Here is a 19,626-nt window from a genome sequence, read left to right as displayed (position 1 = left end):
GGCGCGGGGCGGTGCGGCGCAGGCGGGTGCGGCACCCGAGCGCAGGGCGAGGGTCAGGCCGAGAACGGTGGCGAGTGTCGCCACGGCCCCACCGGCCAGCCAACGGCCCAGCTTCGGACGCCGGGTGCGGGCTCGGTCGGCGGGGCCGTCGGTTCCGTCGGTCACGCGGACCGATGTTGCCGGACGGCCACCGGGTCGGACAAGCCACCTAAGCGAAAGCTAAGACGAAGATCAGCGGGGCCGGTCGACACGCCTCAACCGGCCGGTTCCACCTGGTCACCGACGGTGAGCCGGCCGTACTCCACCGGTACGACGTTCAGCCCGAACAGCAACTGGCGACCGATGTTGCGGTGCCGGGCGAGGGTGCGCAACGGTTCCCGGCCGCGTACCCCGGTCTCCTGGTCGGTGGTGGTGACCAGGCAGCGGGCCGACGTGCCGGCGGCGCGGAACGCGACACCGCCGATCCGCAGCGGCCTCCCCTCCCAGCCGTCCTCCGCCCAGGCGGGTGCGCCGTCGACGACCAGGTTGGGACGGAACCGGGTCATCGGCACCGGTTCCGCGCCCGCCTCGGTCAGCCAGTCGCCGAGCGCGGCCAGCGACGTGGTGCTGGTCAGCAGCACCGGGTACGCGTCGGCGAAGCTGACCCGGTCGCCCGGGTCGTGCTTCTTGCGGCCCGGTTCGATGTGCCGGGTCGGCTCGGCCAGCCAGACCAGCCGGACCGGCCGGTCCAGCACCGCGCTGCACCACGCGTCGGCGGCCGGGCCGGCGGGAAGCGCGTCGACCCGCAGCACCCGACGGCGGAAGGTGCGCACCGGCACCGGGTCGACGCCGACCGGCTCGGGCACCGACAGGTCGGGCTGCCCCTCGGCGCGCAGCAGCAGCCCGTCGGGTCCGGGCCGGGCATGCACCCGGACCAGCGAGGTGTCCTCGCGCTGGGTGACGCCGACGCCTTCGGCGTCCACGACCATCCAGCGCCGGTCGCCGTCGAGGCCCCACGGCGCCACCCCGACCTCGGCGTGGCCGATCCCCCGACAGCCCTTGATCGGATAGGTGTTGATCTCGGTCAACCGCACCCGGTCACCATGCCACCCCGATGCCGTCGCCGGGGTACCAGTGGTCGACCGGCGTCTCCCGGTAGGCGAGGAACCGGCGGCCGGTCCGCTCGGCGTGGTCGGCCAGCACGGTGGTGTGCGTGACGTTGTCGGTGAGCAGCATCGCCCCCGGTGCCAGCTTCGACTCGACGGCGTCGAACTCGCGCTTCTCGTAGGCGCGGCGGTGGTCGCTGTCGTGCAGGAACAGGTCGACCGGCCGGTCCAGGGCGCCGATCGACTCGACGGAGTCGCCGACGACCAGGTCGATCACCTCCGACCAGGGCGCGACCCGGGCCAGGTAGCCGGCCTCCGGGTTGATGTCGATCGAGCTGACCCGGCCGGGGTGGCCCTCGGCGGCGTTGCGCAGCAGAGCGGCGGCGAGTACGCAACTGCCCAGCCCCTTGTCCACGCCGGTCTCCACGATGTGCGTCGGCTTGCGGGCACGGACGATCGCGTACCAGCCGATCCGGCGGGCGTACCGGACCTGCGTGTCGGCCAGCCCGCGACGGGCCGCACCGGCGGTGGCCGAGGAGATGTGCTGCCGCAGCGCGTCGTCCGACTCGATCTCCTTCAGGTAACCGCGCACCTGCTGCACCGGCAGGTCGCAGACCACGCTGACGAACCAGGCGAGGTGGCTGCGGCTGAGCTTGGTCAGCTCGTACGTGTAGTTGTGGTGCTCCCGGGAGGCCACCAACCAGCGGACCGAGGTACGGAGCACCCGGGCGTCATGACGGGCGACCGCGACCAGTCGCTTCGGGAAGGCGGCAACGGGTGCGAGGCGGGTACGGGCAATGGCCCGACGCAGCTTGACGGCGTCCACGGCTGGGTTGTATCAGACTGACGGGAACGTGTGGGGGACACGACGGGACGGCCAGGCGAAATTCGGCACCGGCCGGGGATTCCCCGAGAACGTGAAATCAGTAGCATCTCCGCCATGTCGAGTGGAGAGCAGGCCGGGACCGTCTCCCCGGCGGAGAACCCGCCTGCGGGAGGCACCGACGCGCCGGAGCCGACGACCGCCGGCAGACCGCGTCGCCGATGGCTGCGGATCACCCTGATCAGCGTGCTGGTGCTGGTGCTGGTCGGCGCCGGGGGCATGGTGGCCGCAGGCTTCTATCTGAAGTCGGTCGAGTCGGACATCGAGCGGGTCGACGCCTTCGACGGCGTACCGGCGGAGACCCGGCCCGAGGTGGTCGCCACCGACGCGCTCAACATTCTGGTGCTCGGCAGCGACTCGCGCGATCCGGAGAGCACCGGCGGTTCTCGCACGGACACCATCATCCTGGCCCACCTGCCGAAGGACCGCTCCAGCGCCCAGCTCATCTCCATCCCCCGCGACACCTGGGTCGCCGTGCCACGCTCCGCGGAGGGACGCGGCGGTCGCGACGCGAAGATCAATGCCGCGTACGCGTGGGGTGGGGTGCCGCTCATGGTGCAGACCGTGGAACAGTTCACCAAGGTCCGCATCGACCACGTGCTGATGGTCGACTTCGCCGGTTTCACGGAGATCATCGACGCGCTCGGCGGCATCGAGGTGAACTCCGAGAAGCAGTTCACCTCGATCCATCCACCGTTCCGCACGTTCCAGGCCGGTCCGCAGAAGATGGACGGCGAGACGGCTCTCGACTACTCCCGCCAGCGCAAGCAGTTCGCCGACGGCGACTTCTCCCGCATCCGGCACCAGCAGCAAGTGATCAAGGCGATCCTGGACAAGGCGACCTCGGGCGGGTTGCTCACCAACCCGGCGCGGCTGAACTCCTTCCTCCAGGCCACCTCCGGCTCGCTCTCGATGGACAAGGATCTCTCCCTGTTCGACATGGCCACCGAGAACCGCAACCTGCGCGGCCGGAGTCTGACGTTCGTGACCAGCCCGACCAGGGGCACCGGACGGGTCGGCTCGGAGAGCGTGGTCTTCGCCGACGACGAGCGGGTCGACACGTTCTATGCGGCCGTCCGCCGGGACGCCGTCCAGGACATCATCGCCGGGGCAGAGAAGAAGTGACCGGTGGTGGTGCGGCGCTCCGGTCGGGGCGCCGCACCACCACTGCCCGATCTCAGTAGGCGCCGCGCCGGGCCAGCACCACCCGCACCGTGCGCCAGAGGATGCCGAGGTCGTAGACGAGCGACCAGTTGTCGACGTAGTGCAGGTCCAGCCGGACGGCGTCCTCCCAGGTCAGGTCGGATCGGCCGGAGATCTGCCAGAGGCCGGTGATGCCCGGCCGGACCAGCAGTCGACGCCGGACGTCGCCGCGATAGTCGTCGTCCTCGGTCGGCAACGGGCGCGGGCCGACCAGGGACATCTGCCCCGCCAACACGTTGATCAACTGGGGTAGTTCGTCGAGCGACAGGGCACGCAGATGCCGACCGATCGGCGTGACCCGCGGATCGTTCTTCATCTTGAAGAGCAGGCCGTCGCTCTCGTTGTGCGCCCGCAGGGCCTCCAACCGCTGCTCGGCGTCGGTGTACATGGTGCGGAACTTCCACACCTTGAACGCCTTGCCCTGGTGACCGATCCGGCTCTGCCGGAACATCACCGGACCGGGATCGGTCACCTTGATCGCCACCGCGATCCCGAGCAGCAGCGGACTCAGCACGATCAGCCCGGCGAGCGCCGAGAGCCGGTCCATCACACTCTTGGCCAGCAGGGACAGGCCGGAGATCGTCGGTTCCTCGACGTTCAACAGCGGCAGGCCCTCGATCGGGCGGACGTGGATCCGTGGCCCGGTGATGTCGGTCACCTGCGGCACCACGACCAGGTCGAGGCCGGTGCCCTCCAACTGCCAGGCCAGCTTGCGCAACTCGTACGACTCCAGGCTGGCCGGACCGCAGACCGCGATGGTGTCGGCCCCCAACTGCTGGACCAGCGGCACCAGATCCCAGCCGACATAGACCGGCACCGGCGCCTCCACCCGCTCACCCGCCCGAGGGAACCGGGGCAGGTGGATGGCGACCGGACGCAGACCGGCACCGGCGTTGCGGGTCACCACCTCGTGCACCGCCAGGGCGTCCGAGAGGCGCCCCACCAGCAGCACCTTCTGCGAGGCCCGCTGGCTGCTGCGACGGATCCGGCGGAGCACCACCCGGGCCACGAACCGGACGAAGACGGTGTACACCAGCAGGCCGATGATGATCGCGGCGACGGTGGCCCGGGACAGGTCCTTCTTGAAGCCCAGGGCCAGGAAGGAGACGGCGGCGGCCATCGCCACGTTGGCCCGGACCACCCGCTTGAGTTCCTCGGTGCCCCGTCCGAGCGCCCGCCGGTCGTACGCGCCGGCACCGGCGAGGATGGTCAACCACATCAACGGCACGATCAGGTTGGCCACCAGCGCGAAGGTGCTGACACCGAGCAGCCGCTCGTCCCAGAAGCCGGCGTCCGCCTCCTCGAACACCGTGACGACCGTCTGGCTGGCGGCCCACGCGGCGAGGAAGTCGAGCGCGATCAGCCAGGCCATGTACCGCCGTCGCCACTTCGCCCGGGGCGCGACCGGACGACCGAAGACCGACCGGGGCATGCCGTTGGACGGAGGTGTGATCACCCCGAGATCGGGGTCGAAGCGCGGGGCCGGTACCGGTCCCACCGTCTTGAGGAACTGGGTGTGCGCGGACACGACTTTCCTTTCACCAGCCTCGTCAATCGTGACGATAACGAACGCCACGAGTGCCCAACCGTACGGTGCACGGTGGACGAAGGTTCACGGTGTCTCGACAGGGGCCGCTGTCGGCAGGCCGCCCCGTAACCCCGGTGGTAGGCGGAAAGTAGCTCATCTATTGACCCACCGGGTCTGGCGGCTGTCACCAGGGCCGCCGTATCCTGCGTTCGCTCCGGTGGCTCCGACGCCAACGGCGTTCACTCCGCGGGGGAGAGGAACTGGACATGTCGAGGCAACCTGTCGTGGGCTGTCCGGCCACGAGCGTGCCCGACGACGCGGGAATGTCGATCCTGGACCAGCAGCCTCCGGAGCCGGAGCACGAGAGCCACGACCCGCAGGTGACCGAAGCCGCCGAGGCCCCACCCGCATCGGCGGCAACGGAAACCGGCCCGCGGCCCGGTCTCGACGTGACCACGGTGCTGCCGTACGCCGGTTCCCGCGCTTCGGCCCGTACCCGTGGTCTGCGTGCCTGGATGTTGACCGCCCCGGTCGACGTCGCCGCACTGCTGTCGCCGCTCGCCGTCACCCCGCAGTACTGGCGTGGCACCCTCGTCATGACCGCCCTGACGGTGGCCGTCTTCGCCGCCGGAGGGCTCTACCGCGCCCGCCGCCACGTGAGCATCCTCGACGAGTTGCCGAGCCTCTGCGGCCGGCTGCTGGCCTCCTCGGCGATCGTCGTGATCCTCGCGGCGCTGCGCCACGACTCCCCGCAGTACCTCGTCGGCTTCATTCGCGGCATGGCAATCGCCGCCGTCCTGGTGCTGGCCGGTCGGCTGCTCACCCGAGAGATCGCCACCCTGGCCCGCCGTCGCCGCTGGGTCGAGCACAACGCCATCATCATCGGCAGTGGACCCACCGCCGTGGAACTGGCCCGGTTGCTGCGTCGCTACCCCCGCTACGGGCTGCGGTTCGTCGGGCACGTCGACAGCCCGTCACCGGCGACCTCGTCCACGGTGCCCGTCATCGGCACGCTCGACCAGCTCGGGCATCTGGTACGGCTGACCGAGTGCGACGTTTTGATCATCGCCGATCCGGACTGTCCCGAGCTGGTGCTGATGGAGATCCTCCGGCAGCCCCCGGTCGCCACCTGCGACCTGTGGGCGGCCCCCCGGCTCTGGGGCTCCCGGTCCCACGGCGACCACATCGGCGCCATCCCGATCGTCAAGGTGAGCGACACCATCCTGTCCGGGCCGCACTGGGCACTCAAGCGCGCCTCCGACGTGCTCTTCGCCGGCTCGGCCCTGCTGTTGCTCAGCCCAGTTCTGTTGCTCTGCGCCGCACTCGCGTTCGTCGACGGAGGGCGCGGCGTCTTCTTCCGGCAGGAGCGCATCGGTCGACACGGTCGATCCTTCGACATCATCAAGTTCCGCACCATGCGGCCACTCGACGAGCAGGAGTCACAGACCAACTGGTCGATCGCGCACGACCGCCGGGTCTCCCCGATCGGGCGTTTCCTCCGGCGTACCTCCCTGGACGAACTGCCTCAGCTCTGGAACATCCTCAAGGGCGACATGAGTGTGGTCGGCCCGCGCCCCGAGCGCCCGTACTTCGTGCAGAAGTTCTCCGCCGAATATCCCAGCTATGCCATGCGTCACCGGGTGCCGGTGGGACTCACCGGCCTCGCCCAGGTCAGCGGCCTGCGAGGCGATACGCCGATCTCCGATCGCGCCCGCTTCGACAACTACTACATCGAGAACTGGTCACTGTGGCTGGACACCAAGGTGCTCCTGCGGACGGTGGCAGAGGTGTTCCGCGGTGGTGGTCGCTGACCGATCTGCCATAGTCCGTGCCGTCGTCCGGACCGGACCGGCGACCTGATCGCCCGCCCGCGACCGGCGACGCCCTCACCGACGTGCCCCTGAACCCACCGGCGACGCCCTCACCGCGTGCAGCCGAACCGCTTGGAGAAATCCCGATGCCGGACGTTTCGGTAGTCATCCCGACGACGGGCAGGCCCAGCCTCGCCGAGGCGGTCGCCACCGCCCGCGCGCAGCGCGGTGTCTCGGTGCACGTGGTCGTCGTATGCGATCTCGCCGAGGTACCGACCAGCGTGTCCGAGGTGCGCGGCCAGATCGACGAGATCGTCTGCACCGGCGGCGGACGACGCGGCTCACACGCGCGCAACCTGGGCGTACGCCATGCCGCGCCAGGTAGCCACGTGGCGTTCCTCGACGACGACGACGCGTGGTTGCCCGGCAAGCTCGCCGCCCAACTGCCCGTCCTGGAACGGCTGGCCGGCGAGGGCTGGCTGCCAGTGGTGTCGTCGCGGACGCTGCAGCGCAAGGCGGGCGCCGATCCGCTTCCCGCCGCCGTGCCGGGCACGCTGATCGCCGATGGCCAGCGACCGGAGGACTACCTGTTTCGTCGACGGCAACTCGGGGTGGCACGCCAGTCGCTGCCGACCTCGACGCTGCTGACCACCATGACGCTGGCCACACAATGCCCGTGGGACGAGTCGCTACCCCGCCATCAGGACTGGGACTGGCTCGTCCGGGCGGCCCGACTGCCGGGTGCGAAGATCGTGCAGATCGAGGAGGCGACCGCTGTCTACACCGTGGGCAGCCCCGGCTCGATCTCGGCGGGCGCCGACTGGCGTACCTCATGGGCCTGGGCCCAACGCTGGGAGGGCGTCTGGGCACCGGAGACCTTCGCCGACTTCGTCACCGCACAGACCCTGCGGTACGCGCTCCAGGCCCGTGACCGCGAGGGCGTACGCGAGATGGTGCGGGCGATCCGACGCAACTCCGTTCCGTCGGCGAGCAACGCCGTTCTCGCGGCACTCGGCCTCGTGCCGCGCTCCGTGCTCGAACGGGTGGCGATGCGCAAGTCCCGGACCACCGGCGGGGTCCCCACGGGTGGGCAGCAGTGATGCGTCTGCACTTCGTGCTCCCCCAACTGGAACCGCTGTACGGCATGGAACTCGCCGCCGCGCTGCTGATGCGAGGACTTCACGACCAGGGCGTCGAGGTGTCGGCGACCGTGGTGTCGGGGCCCGTCCCGGCCTCCCTGGGCGACCTGGCGATCGACACGCTCGGTCTCGGCACCCGGATCACCCGCCTGATGGAGGCGGTCCCACCGTTACGACGCCGGTTGCCACGTCTCCCGGCGAACACGCAGATCGTGGCGAGCGGACTCTGGGGCAGTGTCCCGGTCGGTGCCGCCTTGACCGGCACCGGTCGCGAGTACGTCGCCTGGGAACACTCGCTGCTGCCGGAGCGGCTGCGCATCGACGGCCGGGTCCGGATGCTCGCCCGGGCAGCCCGGGCCCGCGCGCTGCGGCCCCGACTCGTCGTCGCCGTCTCCGACGGTGTCGCGCGGACCGTCCGGCGACTCGATCCCGAGCAGCGGGTGGTGACGATCCTCAACCCGATGCCGGCCAAGCCGTTCGTCGCGCCACGCGAGGTGCCGGACCGGGCGCGGATCCGCCTGCTCACCACGGCCGCCTTCCGGCCGTACAAGAACCACTCCTGCGCGCTCGAAGCGCTGGCCCTGCTGCCCACGAACTACCAGCTGACGCTCGCCGGGGACGGGGAGGAGCGTGAACTGCTGCACGACACGGCGCGTCGGCTCGGGTTGCAGGACCGTACGACCTTCCTCGGCCGGGTGCCGACGGTGGCCCGTCTCCTGACCGAGGCGGACATGCTGGTGCATCCGTCCCGTGCCGAGACGTTCGGCTTCAGCATCGTGGAGGCCGCCGAGGCGGGGTTGCCGGTCGCCGCGCTGCCGGTGCCCGCCCTGGACGAGATGATCCCGACCTTCGTCCCGGGCACGCTGGCGGCGGACACCTCGGCCGAGGCACTCGCCGCCGCGATCGTGCGGCTGGCCGGGGACGGCCGCCCCGGCGTCACGGACTTCGAGAAGGCGTGGCACGCCCGGTGCACCGGGTTGGACCCGGCGACGGTCGGGGGCCGGTGGGTGGAGGCGTTGACGTGACAGCGGTGCCCGGTGACGTCGCGGACGATGGTCGTCCACGACCCGGTCGACGCAGGCCGTTCCGCGCCGGTCGAGGCGACGGTTTCCTGCGCAAGTCCGGCACCTTCTTCACCGGTACCCTGCTGCGCACCCTCGCCCAGGGAGCTCTCTTCGTGCTGCTGGCGCGGGAGATGCCGATCAGCACGTACGGTCTCTTCGTCGGTGTCACCGCGCTGGTCGCGGTGGTCTCGCCCTTCGCGTCCGCCGGCGCGCCGAGCCTGATCATGCAGAACTACGCGGACGCGCCGGGCGAGTGGGCCCGCCACCTCGTGCGTGGGTTGTTCCTGTCCACCGTCTTCGGCTGCGCGGCAACCGTCCTGGTCGCCGCCGCGGGGCTGGCCATCTGGGGCGCCGACGTCGGAGTGGTGGACCTGCTCTGTCTGGCCTTCGCCGACCTGGTCGCGTGGCGGCTCATCGAGGCCGTGGCGGCGTCGATCCAGGTACGCGGTCGGATCCTGCTCGCCGCGCTGATCCCGGCCCTGCTGCACGTCTGTCGGCTGGCCGGCGCCGTGGTGCTGGCCGTCGCGGCGGGACCGATCACGTTGCACGAGTGGGCGGTGACGTCCGTGGTGCTATCCGTCGTCGTGTGCCTGCCGGTGATCCTGGGCGGGCTGCGCGGCGGAGGCCGGCACGCGATCAGCGTCCGGGGCTCCCTCGGACAGGCTCGGACCGGGATGCTCTTCGCCGTCGGGCTGTCGGCCCAGTCGGTCTACAACGACGTCGACAAGGTCATGCTCTCGCGTCTGGGCACCCCCGAGAGCGCCGCCATCTACGCCGCGGCCTACCGGGTGGTCGACCTGGCGTACACACCGGCCCGGTCGATGAGCGCGATCGCCTATCCCCGGTTCTTCGAGGCGGGCCGCAACGGCCCTCGGGCGGCCCTGCGGATGGCCCGGGGCCTGTTGCCGCGATTCCTGGCCTTCAGCGTGCCGGTGAGCCTGCTGCTGGTCGCCTTCTCGTGGATGATGCCGCTGGTGTTCGGTGCCGACTTCGAGGCAGCCGTGCCGGCGCTCCAGGGCCTGAGCGCGCTGCTCGTGCTGAAGTCTCTGCACTACCTTGCCGCAGATGCCTTGTCCGGAGCCCGGATGCAGGGGCGACGGACGGTCTGCCAGATCGGCGTCGGTGTGCTGAACGTCCTGCTCAACCTGTGGCTCATTCCGGCGTACGGCTGGCAGGGTGCCGTCTACTCCAGTCTGGCCTGCGACGCGCTGCTCGCCGTACTGCTCTGGGGATGTCTCGCCGTCGCCGTCCGCCGCGACCCGGCGGGCACGCCCCCCGCGCCACGTTCCATGGAAAGGGTCTGAGGTGACCACACTCTTCGGTGTCCTGCTGAGCGCCACCGGTCTCGCGGTGGCCGGCTGGCTGGTGTACGCGCGTAAGGCGGTCGCCGCCAGCTTCGGCGGTGCGTCGACCGCCGTCGCGCTCATCGGATTCGCGGTGCTCGCGAACGCCGCGCCCGTACTGGCCGGGGACCACTCGTCGGCGCTCATCGGCGTCCTGGTGTTCGCCCTGGTCGTCTGGCTGCTCGTGGCACGCCGCGGACGGCTGGCCGGCCTGCCCGAGACCTGGCGACGGATCTGCCTGGGGTTGGCCGGGGCCGTGCTCGTCTGGTGCGTCGCCGTCGACGTCCTCACCGGGGACGGCGTGTACGGGTCACGACTGCCGGCGTATGCCGCCGCCGGTCTGCTGTTGGTGGCGGCCTGGTTGCTGGCGACGGGGGCCCCGGTGAGCCTGGGCGCGATGGCCTACACCGGGCTGGCCGTCCTGGCTCTGCTCACCGTCCCGACGGCCGTCTACGGACAGGCATGGCGGGCCTGCACCGATGGGCAGTTGGAGAAGTGCTCACTGGCGGGCGGACTGTTCAAGAGTTTCTACGACTCCGAGAACTACATCGCTCTGATCACCTCGTTCACGCTGGTCGCCGCCGTCTGCGCGTTGCGCCGGGCCGAGCGGTGGGCGGTGGTGGCGTTCTGCCTGCTGGTCATCGTGGCGACCGGTTCCCGGACGAGCTACCTGGCACTGGCCGCCGTCGGCGTCTGGGTGCTCGGCGCGTGGGTGCTCCAGTGGTACCGGCCGTACCAGCGGATCCACTTCGCCCTCTGCGTGTCGCTGGCCGTCGGCGCCGCAGCCGTGGCCACCTATCTGACCTGGAGCGCCTCCAAGACCACCCTGAGCAACCGGGGGAACATCTGGATCCACGTGCGGGAGTACATCGCCGGTGCGGAGGCCACGGGTGTGGGCGTCTCCAAGTGGTACTACCTGCGGGACATCGGCGAGGCTCCACACCACTTCTTCCACTCGGGTTACGTGCTCGCCATCTTCTCCGGCGGCTTCGTCGCACTGACCCTGTGGGGCCTGTTGTTGGCCACGCTGCTGCGCGCGCCTGTCGTCGACGGGCGCGCGTTCTCCGCCAAGGCACCGGTGGCACTCTTCGTGATCTACTCGTTCACCGAGGTGGTCTGGAACCCGCTCTCGGTCGACGGACTCACCTGGATCTTCGTCCTGATGGTGTTGACGAAGTCCGCGCTAGGATCGACCGGCCCCGTCCCGGTCGACGCGACCGCCGACCACCGGCCGGGAGCGCTGGCCCGGCTCCGCCGCAGGACCGGCCGGCCCTCCGTCGGTCGTACGCCCACCGAGGCGCGTGACTGACCGGGCTCCGGACCGGTCTCCGCCACAGTCGTCGCGGGCCGCAGGTCCGCTGGTGTGAGGAAGGACCCGATGTCGTCAGGCTCCCTCACGGCGCCGGTTCATCGGGCCGCCGCCCGGCGGCCGTCGACGCCCGGCTCGGGTTTCCGACCGGACATCCAGGGACTGCGCGCGTTCGCGGTCGTGGTGGTGATCCTCGAACACGTCTTCGGGTGGCCGGCCGGCGGGTTCGTCGGCGTCGACGTCTTCTTCGTCGTCTCCGGTTTCCTGATCACCGGCCTGTTGCTCGACGAACACGACCGCAGAGGACGGATCTCCTTCACGGACTTCTACCGTCGACGGGTCCGCCGAATCCTGCCGCTGGCGATGCTCGTCCTGGTGAGCACGTACCTCGCGTCGTCGCTGCTGTTCTTCGGCGAGCGGGTCCGCGCGACGGCCTGGGACGCGCTCTGGGCCGGTCTCTTCGCGGCCAACTGGCGATTCGCGTCCACCGGCACGGACTACTGGCAGATTGACGGACCGGTCTCGCCGTTGCGGCACTACTGGTCGCTCTCCGTCGAGGAGCAGTTCTATCTGGTCTGGCCGGTGCTGCTGGTGGCGGTGCTCGGCCTGGCCGCCCGACGGGGCAGGTACGGTAGCGGCTCCCGGTGGGCGGTCGGCATGGTGCTGGCGGCCGTGGTCGTCGGCTCCATCGCGTTCGCCCTGTGGGAGGTCGGTCACCGCCCGACCGTCGCGTACTTCTCGACCTTCTCCCGTGCCTGGGAACTCGGGGTGGGTGCGCTGCTCGCGGTGGCGGCACCGCTGCTGGCCCGGATTCCGGCCCCGGCCCGCCCGGCATACCAGTGGCTCGGCCTGACCGGCCTGGTCGTCTCGGTGCTCGTCATCACCGCGCAGTCGCCCTTCCCCGTCCCGGGCGCCTTCCTGGCGGTGATCTCGACGGCCCTAGTCATCGCCGGTGGCGTCGGTGGCCAGCGGCTTATGTTCCCGCTGACCAACCGGGCGGTCGGATACGTCGGTGACATCTCCTACTCGCTGTACCTGTGGCACTTCCCGCTGCTCGTCCTGATCGGGGCCGCCCTGCCGACCGGTGGACACGTCGTCGCGCTGCTCACGCTCGTCGGCACGGCGGTGTTCTCGGTGCTCTCCTACCACCTGGTGGAGAATCCGGTCCGTCGATCGTCCTGGTTGGAACGACGACCTCCGGGCAAGCCCCGACAACCCAGTGGTGTGGCCCGGATCCGCCGCACCGCCGTGCTGGTGACGCTGGCCGCGGTGACGGTCACGGTGGGCACGGTAGCGGTCCGGACCTCGTCGTCGCCGCAGGTTGGACCGGAGGTGGCGGTGGTCGCGTCGCAGCGGGAGCTGTCACAGCAGATCGGGGCGGCACTCGACGCTGCCGACTGGCCGGTGCTGACCCCTCCCCCAGGCGAACTGGACACTCTGGGATTCACACGGGGGGACGGCCAGGGTTGCCGGCCCTCGGTCCCGGAGGGCAACGACTGCACCGTCACGCCACGCCCCCGCAGGCTGGCGGTCGTTGTCGGTGACTCGATCGGCAGTGCCTGGCTGCCCCTGGTGCGGCGGGTCCTCGAACCGGACGGGTGGGAGGTGCGGGACCTGACCTACGCCGGCTGCCCCTTCCTCGCCTCGGACACGGTGTCACCGACCGCGAGCATCACCGAGGCATGCCCCGGTCACCGGCGGGCGGTACGTACCGTCGTCGAGAACAGCCGGCCCGATCTGGTGATCCTCAGCAACGCCTACCGGCAGCGGTTCGCCGACACCGGCGGGAACCCGTCGCTGGCCGAGTGGGAGCAGGCCGCCCGCACCGCCAAGGAGAGGTGGCTCGGTGCGGCGGGCCGGGTGGTGGCCCTGCAACCGCCGCCGCTCGGCCCCGACCCGAAGACCTGCATCACCCGGCTCTCCGCGCCCCGCGACTGCATCTCGGCGCTCTCCGAGGAGTACCGGACGTACGCCGAGGCCGACCAGCGGGTCTGGGGTGGTAAGGGTTCCTGGTACATCCCCACCACGGACTGGTTCTGTCTTTCCGGCCGCTGCCCCATCTTCATCGGCGGGGTCATCGTGCGACGCGACGGCAACCACGTCACGCCCGACTACGCCCGCCGGTTGGCTCCGCTGTTCGACGACGCGCTGATTCCGATCCTCGGTCCGCCGTCGACCGACTAGCCCCGGGCGTCACCGTGCATTCGGTCGCCGCCGCAGCAGGACCACCACCACAATTCCACCCACCAGTGCGACTCCGGCCGCTACCAGCAGCGGTACCGCCCAGCCGGGCCGGGAGGACGGCACCTCCCCACCGGCGGCCACGGACGCCTCACGGTACGCCTGCGCCAACGCGTTCATCGGTGCCGCCTCCGCCGCCTCGGCGAACCGGGCGGCGGCCTCGGCCTCGTCGTCACCGAAGTACGCGTCCAGGGCGCTGCGGTAGAGCCGGTCAGGCTCGCCGAGCGCGTGCGCGACACCGGCCGCGTCGAGAAGTCCGGTCATCCGGGAGACCGGGACCACGAGCCGGTTCAGCCGGTCGGGCTGCAACAGGTCGTTGTCGAGCATCCCCACCACCCGGCCCTCGCCGTCGACCACGATGCCGCCTCGGGACGAGGAGCCGATGTCCTCGTTGATGCGGTAGGTCGACGACTCGACGTCCAGCTCGGTCACCTGCACCGGCTTGGTCAGCACCTGGTAGGCGGCGGAGCGGTAGTCGGTGTCGGTGGTGCCGTAGCCGAGCGCGTGCAACGCCGTCCCGGCGGTCACGGTGGCCGAGGTGTTCAGCTCCACGGCGGGCAGGTTCGCCTGGTCCAGCTTCACCAGCGCCAGATTGCCCTCGTCGAGGCTGAGCGCGCGGACCACGGTGCCGGGGATCGCCGCGCCGTCCTTGAGGTCACCCTTCGCCACGTTCAGCTGTCCGTACAGGGTGGCCGCCGGTGGCGTGCCCGCCTCGGGTCCGGTGAAGACGCTGCTTGCCAGCCGGGCCCGGACGAAACCGCTGACCTCGGCGGCCTTCAGCTCGCCGTCGGCCACGCGGGTGTCGGCCAACGAACCGAGCGCATGTTCGAGCAGGATGTCCGGGGCGGGCTGCACGCACTGCCCGTTGGTGAGCACGTGACCGTCGTTGTTGACCACGACCCCGGTGCACCGACGGCTGAAGGTGAACGGCTCCGGGTGCAGCAGTGCGTTGTCCTGCCGGTTGCGGATGAAGCCGGTGAGGACGGCCTCCAGGAAGACCATCGACGGCGCCGCGGTGGCGAGGGTGCGCTCCTCCGCGCTACGCGGCGTGGCCTCCGCCCACGGCTTGAGCCCCGGTGCGGGCGGAGTGGCGGTCGGGGCGGGAGCTGGCGTCGAGGGGTCGGACCCGCTCGCCGAGATGGCCCAGACGCCGGCGCCGCCACCAGCGACGGCAGCCAGGAGCAGCGCGGCGACCGCGACCCACAGACCGGTCTGCCGCTTGGGTGGTGCGGATGGCTGGATCCGGCGCGCCGGGGCGGTGAACGGATCGTGCTGCGGCGGATCGTCGAGGGACGGACCGAGGCCCGGGGAGATCGGCGCGCCCGAGACAGGATCGGCGTAAATCGGCTGCCTGGGCAGGCCGGAGACCGGTTGCGAAGCAGCCGAGACCGGTCGCGGCGGCCCGGAGACCGAGTGGGGCGCACCGGAGGTCGGAAGCGGCGGCCCGGAGGTCGGGTGCGGTGCACCGGACACCGCGCGCGGCGGCCCGGAGGTGGGGTGGGGCGCACCGGAGGTCGGAGCGGGCGGACCCGACACCGGCGGCGGGGCCGGCGTGGGTACGGGCTGGTAGTCGACCCCGAGGGCCCGGAAGAGTTTCTCCGCGGCCGGTCCGGTCTCGGCGGGATAGGCCACCCAGGGCGCGGCGGCGGAGAAGTCGGCGTAGGTGAAGGGCAGTCCACCGGGCGCCTGCGCCAGGTGGTTGACGATCCCGGCGAACGCCTCACGCCAGCCCGGAGAAGCGGCCACTGCGGCGTCGAGCACCGCCACCGTCACGAAACGGCCCTGCCCGTCGATGGCTGCCCACGCTTTGCCGACCGGTGACCCGCCCAGCAGGTGGGTGTACCGGTAGGGGCCGTCCGGCTGCATGACAACTCCTCTAGTCGACCGCCGTGCGGATCCTATCGACCCGCCGCACCTCGCCCTCTCCGCCGGTCGTGGGCCTTTCCTCGCCGATTCGAACCCGCAGGTCACGACCGGGCAGGGGTCGGGAAGGGTTGCCTAGTGAAAGTTTTCATGCATAGAGTCGACGAATGAATGACGGAGCCACCGTCGCGTCGACCGAACGAATGGTCGGCCTCTTCGACGGGGTACGACTGACCCCGACGCAGCGGCGCATCGCGCACTGCCTGGTGCAGCACGCGCCCTCCGTCGGCTATCTCTCCGCCGCCGAGGTCGCCGAGCTGGCCGGGGTCAGCCAGCCGTCGGTCACCCGGTTCGCGGTGGCGCTCGGACACGACGGTTATCCGGCGCTGCGCCGCCGGTTGCGCGAGCTGACCGCCGCCGCGCCGGGTCCGGACACCGCCGGCAACGAGCTTCAACAGGCCGTACGCGCCGAGATGGGCAACCTGGACCGGCTGGCCGGGCAGCTCGCCGACCGGGACCGGATCGCCGAGACCGGGCGACTGCTGGCCGCCAGTCGACCTCTGCCCGTGCTCGGGCTGCGCGCCGCCGCGCCGCTGGCCGCGTACTTCGCGTACTTCGCCGCCAAGGTGCACCCGGACGTGCGGGTGCTCGACGACGGCGGCAGCCTGCTCACCGACCGGTTGGAACAGGCGGCCGAGGCCGGGGCCGGGGCGCTGCTGGCGTTCGTGCTGCCTCGTTATCCCCGGGAGACCCTGGACGCGCTCGGCGAGGCCCGGGCCGCCGGGCTGACCGTGGTCGCGATCACCGACTCCCCGGTCAGCCCGGCGACCGAGCACGCCGACGTGGTGCTCGCCGCCGCGGTCGGCGCGCAGCTCGTGTTCGACCTGCACACCGCTCCGATGACCCTGGCCATGGTGCTGCTCCAGGCGATCTGCGACGCCGCGCCGGCCGAGACCCAGCGGCGGCTGGAGGCGTTCGAGGCCTCGGCCACCCGTCGTCAGTTGTTCCTCGGTTAGGAGGCGTTCCGCACATGACGCAGTCCATCCCGGCCGCGCCGGGCACCGGACACATCCGGGCCGCGCGCGGCACCACGCGTACGGCGCGCAACTGGCCGCAGGAGGCCGCGCTGCGGATGCTGATGAACAACCTCGACCCGGAGGTCGCCGAGCGCCCCGACGACCTGGTCGTCTACGGCGGCACCGGGAAGGCCGCGCGGGACTGGCCGTCCTACCACGCCCTGGTGCGTACGCTGACCGACCTGCGCGACGACGAGACGATGCTGGTGCAGTCGGGTCGGCCCGTCGGGGTGCTGCGGACCCACGAGTGGGCGCCCCGGGTGCTGCTGGCCAACTCCAACCTGGTCGGTGACTGGGCGACCTGGCCGGAGTTCCGCCGCCTGGAACAGCTCGGTCTGACCATGTACGGCCAGATGACCGCCGGCTCGTGGATCTACATCGGCACCCAGGGCATCCTCCAGGGCACCTACGAGACCTTCGCGGCCGTCGCCGAGAAGCGGTTCGGCGGCACCCTCGCCGGCACGCTGACGCTCACCGGCGGGTGCGGTGGGATGGGTGGCGCCCAGCCGCTGGCGGTCACCATGAACGGCGGCGTCTGCCTGATCGTGGACGTCGACCGCACCCGGCTCGAACGGCGGGTGCACGACCGCTACCTGGACGAGATCGGCGACGACCTGGACGACGCGGTCGCGCGGGTCCTGGCGGCGAAGCGGGACCGGCGGGCGCTCAGCGTCGGCGTCGTCGGCAACGCCGCCACGGTCTTCCCCGAGCTGCTGCGCCGGGGTGTGCCGATCGACGTGGTCACCGACCAGACCAGCGCCCACGATCCGCTGTCGTACCTGCCGGAGGGGGTGGAGCCGGCTGACGCCCGGGACTACGCGACGGCCAAGCCCGCCGAGTTCACCGACCGGGCGCGGGCGTCGATGGCGAAGCACGTCGAGGCGATGGTGGGCTTCCTCGACGCCGGTGCGGAGGTCTTCGACTACGGCAACTCGATCCGGGGCGAGGCACAGCTCGGCGGGTACCCGCGCGCCTTCGACTTCCCCGGCTTCGTGCCGGCGTACATCCGGCCGTTGTTCTGCGAGGGCAAGGGGCCGTTCCGGTGGGCGGCGCTCTCCGGCGACCCGGCCGACATCGCGGCCACCGACCGGGCGATCCTGGAGCTGTTCCCGGAGAACGAGCCGCTGGCCCGCTGGATCCGGATGGCCGGTGAGCGGGTCGCATTCCAGGGCCTGCCGGCGCGGATCTGCTGGCTCGGCTACGGCGAGCGGGACGTCGCGGGTGTGCGGTTCAACGAGATGGTCGCCGCCGGTGAACTGAGCGCCCCGGTGGTGATCGGGCGGGACCATCTGGACTGCGGCAGCGTGGCGAGCCCGTACCGGGAGACCGAGGCGATGGCCGACGGCTCCGACGCGATCGCCGACTGGCCGCTGCTGAACGCGCTGGTGAACACCGCCAGCGGGGCGTCCTGGGTGTCGATCCACCACGGGGGTGGGGTGGGCATCGGCCGGTCGCTGCACGCCGGGCAGGTGTGCGTGGCCGACGGCACCGCGCTGGCCGGGCAGAAGATCGAGCGGGTGCTCACCAACGATCCGGCGATGGGGGTGATCCGGCACGTCGACGCCGGCTACGACGCGGCCCGCGAGGTCGCCGCCCGCACCGGCGTCCGCGTGCCGATGTCCGAGTGAGGAAGGGTCCCTTGCTAACGCATACGGTAGAGGAAGGGTCCCTTCCTTTCAGGTTCAGGGAACTGTGGGACGAGATCGCGCCGGTGGGGCGGGACGCGGACAGCGGCGGCTACCTGCGCTACGCGCTCACCGCACCGGAGCTGCGCCTGCGGGCGTGGTTCCGGGAGCAGGCCGACGCCCGGGGCATGCCGGTGGCGCAGGACGGCAACGGCAACCTCTTCGCCTGGTGGGGTGACCCGGACGCCGGTGGCGCGGTGCTGACCGGCAGCCACTTCGACTCGGTGCCGCACGGCGGGGCGTACGACGGGCCGCTCGGCATCGTCAGCGCCTGGCTCGCCGTGGACGAACTGCGGGCGGCCGGCGTCACTCCGGCCCGGCCCCTGGTCGTCGCCGCCTTCGTCGAGGAGGAGGGCGCCCGCTTCGGCGTACCCTGCCTGGGTTCGCGGCTGCTCACCGGCCAGATCAGTCCCGATCGGGCGGGCGCGTTGCGGGACGCGGCCGGGGTGAGCTTCGCCGAGGCGCTGGGACACCCGCCGGCGGGGGCCGATCCGGCGTTGCTGGGCCGCTTCGCGGCCTTCGTGGAGCTGCACGTCGAGCAGGGCCGCGCGCTGGTCGACCGGGACGCACCGGTGGCGGTGGCCAGCGCCATCTGGCCGCACGGCCGCTGGCGCTTCGACGTCACGGGCGAGGGCAACCACGCCGGTACGACCCGGATGGCCGACCGCCGCGATCCCATGTTGACGTACGCGTTCACGGTGCTCGCGGCGAACAAGGAGGCCCGGCTGCGCGACGCGCACGCCACCGTGGGTCGGGTGACCGTGGAGCCGAACGCCACCAACGCGATCCCGTCCCGGGTGACCGGCTGGCTGGACGCGCGGGCCGCCGAGCCGGAGGCCCTCACCGGGCTGGTCGAGGCGGTACGCGCAAAGGCCACCGAACGGGCCCGACGCGACGGCACCGAGGTGACCCTGACCGAGGAGTCGGCGACGCCGCTGGTCTCCTTCGACGGCGGGTTGGCCGACCGGCTGGCCGGGCTGCTGGCCGCGCCGGTGCTGCCGACCGGGGCCGGACACGACGCGGGGGTGCTGGCGACACACGTACCGACGGCGATGCTCTTCGTCCGCAACCCGAGCGGTGTGTCGCACTCCCCCGCCGAGTCGGCCACCGACGCGGACTGCGCGGCCGGGGTGACCGCCCTTGCCACGGTGCTGGCGGAGCTGACGCGGGCGGTCCGGCGCGACGCGGAGCGTGCCGGATGACCGCCACCCGCTGGCTCGCCGAGTACGCGTGGCTGCCCGCACACGCCGCGCCGACCCCGGACGTGCTGATCGAGACGGTCAACGGCCGGATCACCGGCGTGACGCCGCTGACTCCCGGCGGCGACCCGGACGCGGGCGTGGACGTGCTCGCCGACGCGGTGCGGCTGCCCGGGTTGACGCTGCCCGGGTTGGCC

At 71.5% G+C, this 19,626-nt stretch carries 14 protein-coding genes and 1 pseudogene; 11 read left to right on the top strand and 4 right to left on the bottom strand.

What is annotated here, in order from left to right:
* Positions 1-254: 254 nt before the first annotated feature.
* Together EYA84_RS09665 and EYA84_RS09660 are read right to left on the bottom strand one after the other, a co-directional pair.
* Positions 255-1,073, bottom strand: coding sequence for an MOSC domain-containing protein (locus EYA84_RS09665; protein WP_131052690.1), 819 nt, complete (start codon positions 1,071-1,073; stop codon positions 255-257).
* Between the two features lie 4 nt (positions 1,074-1,077).
* Complete coding sequence (locus tag EYA84_RS09660; RefSeq protein ID WP_131052689.1) at positions 1,078-1,911, bottom strand: O-methyltransferase; 834 nt, start codon at positions 1,909-1,911, stop codon at positions 1,078-1,080.
* Between the two features lie 114 nt (positions 1,912-2,025).
* On the opposite strand from EYA84_RS09660, the gene EYA84_RS09655 reads away from it, so the two are divergent.
* Positions 2,026-3,093, top strand: coding sequence for an LCP family protein (locus tag EYA84_RS09655; protein WP_131052688.1), 1,068 nt, complete (start codon positions 2,026-2,028; stop codon positions 3,091-3,093).
* A 52-nt stretch (positions 3,094-3,145) separates the two neighbouring features.
* Here EYA84_RS09655 and EYA84_RS09650 read toward each other — a convergent pair whose 3' ends face one another.
* Positions 3,146-4,603, bottom strand: coding sequence for a sugar transferase (locus EYA84_RS09650; protein ID WP_131052692.1), 1,458 nt, complete (start codon positions 4,601-4,603; stop codon positions 3,146-3,148).
* Positions 4,604-4,965: 362 nt separating this feature from the next.
* Between EYA84_RS09650 and EYA84_RS09645 the strand changes: the two genes are divergently transcribed.
* The 6 genes from EYA84_RS09645 to EYA84_RS09620 all read left to right on the top strand — a co-directional run bounded on the left by EYA84_RS09645 (position 4,966) and on the right by EYA84_RS09620 (position 13,549).
* Entirely contained in the window at positions 4,966-6,510 is a 1,545-nt protein-coding gene (locus EYA84_RS09645) for a sugar transferase (RefSeq protein WP_236145684.1), read from the top strand.
* 146 nt (positions 6,511-6,656) lie between these two features.
* Positions 6,657-7,610: a glycosyltransferase gene (locus tag EYA84_RS09640; RefSeq protein WP_131052687.1), complete on the top strand. Its 954-nt coding sequence runs from the start codon at positions 6,657-6,659 to the stop codon at positions 7,608-7,610.
* Positions 7,610-8,674 carry a glycosyltransferase gene (locus EYA84_RS09635; RefSeq protein WP_131052686.1) on the top strand — a complete coding sequence of 355 codons (1,065 nt, stop codon included), beginning with the start codon at positions 7,610-7,612 and terminating at the stop codon, positions 8,672-8,674. Before EYA84_RS09640 ends, EYA84_RS09635 begins: the two co-directional genes overlap by 1 nt.
* Positions 8,671-10,017, top strand: a complete 1,347-nt coding sequence (locus EYA84_RS09630; protein WP_161594939.1) for a lipopolysaccharide biosynthesis protein — start codon at positions 8,671-8,673, stop codon at positions 10,015-10,017. Before EYA84_RS09635 ends, EYA84_RS09630 begins: the two co-directional genes overlap by 4 nt.
* Position 10,018: 1 nt before the next feature.
* Positions 10,019-11,365 (top strand): O-antigen ligase, encoded by a 1,347-nt coding sequence (locus tag EYA84_RS09625; protein ID WP_131052684.1) that lies wholly within the window; start codon positions 10,019-10,021, stop codon positions 11,363-11,365.
* Between the two features lie 69 nt (positions 11,366-11,434).
* Entirely contained in the window at positions 11,435-13,549 is a 2,115-nt protein-coding gene (locus EYA84_RS09620; protein ID WP_131052683.1) for an acyltransferase family protein, read from the top strand.
* Between the two features lie 9 nt (positions 13,550-13,558).
* Here EYA84_RS09620 and EYA84_RS09615 read toward each other — a convergent pair whose 3' ends face one another.
* On the bottom strand, positions 13,559-15,472 hold the full coding sequence (locus tag EYA84_RS09615) for a serine protease (RefSeq protein ID WP_131052682.1): 1,914 nt from the start codon (positions 15,470-15,472) through the stop codon (positions 13,559-13,561).
* A 164-nt stretch (positions 15,473-15,636) separates the two neighbouring features.
* Between EYA84_RS09615 and EYA84_RS09610 the strand changes: the two genes are divergently transcribed.
* The 4 genes and pseudogenes from EYA84_RS09610 to EYA84_RS09595 all read left to right on the top strand — a co-directional run.
* The gene (locus EYA84_RS09610; RefSeq protein WP_131052681.1) at positions 15,637-16,485 is read left to right on the top strand and encodes a MurR/RpiR family transcriptional regulator; all 849 of its coding nucleotides are present in this window, start codon (positions 15,637-15,639) and stop codon (positions 16,483-16,485) included.
* A 14-nt stretch (positions 16,486-16,499) separates the two neighbouring features.
* A complete protein-coding gene (hutU, locus tag EYA84_RS09605) occupies positions 16,500-18,173 on the top strand; it encodes a urocanate hydratase (RefSeq protein WP_131052680.1) in 1,674 nt (557 codons plus the stop codon).
* Positions 18,174-18,184: 11 nt separating this feature from the next.
* Entirely contained in the window at positions 18,185-19,432 is a 1,248-nt protein-coding gene (locus EYA84_RS09600) for an allantoate amidohydrolase (protein WP_131052679.1), read from the top strand.
* Positions 19,429-19,626: pseudogene (locus EYA84_RS09595) on the top strand (formimidoylglutamate deiminase); the annotation flags it as partial. The gene EYA84_RS09600 and the pseudogene EYA84_RS09595, both read left to right, overlap by 4 nt.

This window comes from Verrucosispora sp. SN26_14.1, assembly GCF_004307965.1.
Lineage (GTDB): Bacteria > Actinomycetota > Actinomycetes > Mycobacteriales > Micromonosporaceae > Micromonospora.
Note: the sequence above shows the minus strand (reverse complement) of the source record. Positions and strands in the feature narration are given on the sequence as shown.

What these genes read in the sequence shown, in the direction of transcription:
- EYA84_RS09655 (WP_131052688.1), top strand. Translation starts at nt 2,026, where the DNA reads ATGTCGAGTGGAGAGCAGGCCGGGACCGTCTCCCCGGCGGAGAACCCG.
- EYA84_RS09650 (WP_131052692.1), bottom strand. Translation starts at nt 4,603, where the DNA reads ATGCCCCGGTCGGTCTTCGGTCGTCCGGTCGCGCCCCGGGCGAAGTGG.
- EYA84_RS09645 (WP_236145684.1), top strand. Translation starts at nt 4,966, where the DNA reads ATGTCGAGGCAACCTGTCGTGGGCTGTCCGGCCACGAGCGTGCCCGAC.
- EYA84_RS09640 (WP_131052687.1), top strand. Translation starts at nt 6,657, where the DNA reads ATGCCGGACGTTTCGGTAGTCATCCCGACGACGGGCAGGCCCAGCCTC.
- EYA84_RS09635 (WP_131052686.1), top strand. Translation starts at nt 7,610, where the DNA reads ATGCGTCTGCACTTCGTGCTCCCCCAACTGGAACCGCTGTACGGCATG.
- EYA84_RS09620 (WP_131052683.1), top strand. Translation starts at nt 11,435, where the DNA reads ATGTCGTCAGGCTCCCTCACGGCGCCGGTTCATCGGGCCGCCGCCCGG.
- EYA84_RS09615 (WP_131052682.1), bottom strand. Translation starts at nt 15,472, where the DNA reads ATGCAGCCGGACGGCCCCTACCGGTACACCCACCTGCTGGGCGGGTCA.
- EYA84_RS09610 (WP_131052681.1), top strand. Translation starts at nt 15,637, where the DNA reads ATGAATGACGGAGCCACCGTCGCGTCGACCGAACGAATGGTCGGCCTC.
- hutU (WP_131052680.1), top strand. Translation starts at nt 16,500, where the DNA reads ATGACGCAGTCCATCCCGGCCGCGCCGGGCACCGGACACATCCGGGCC.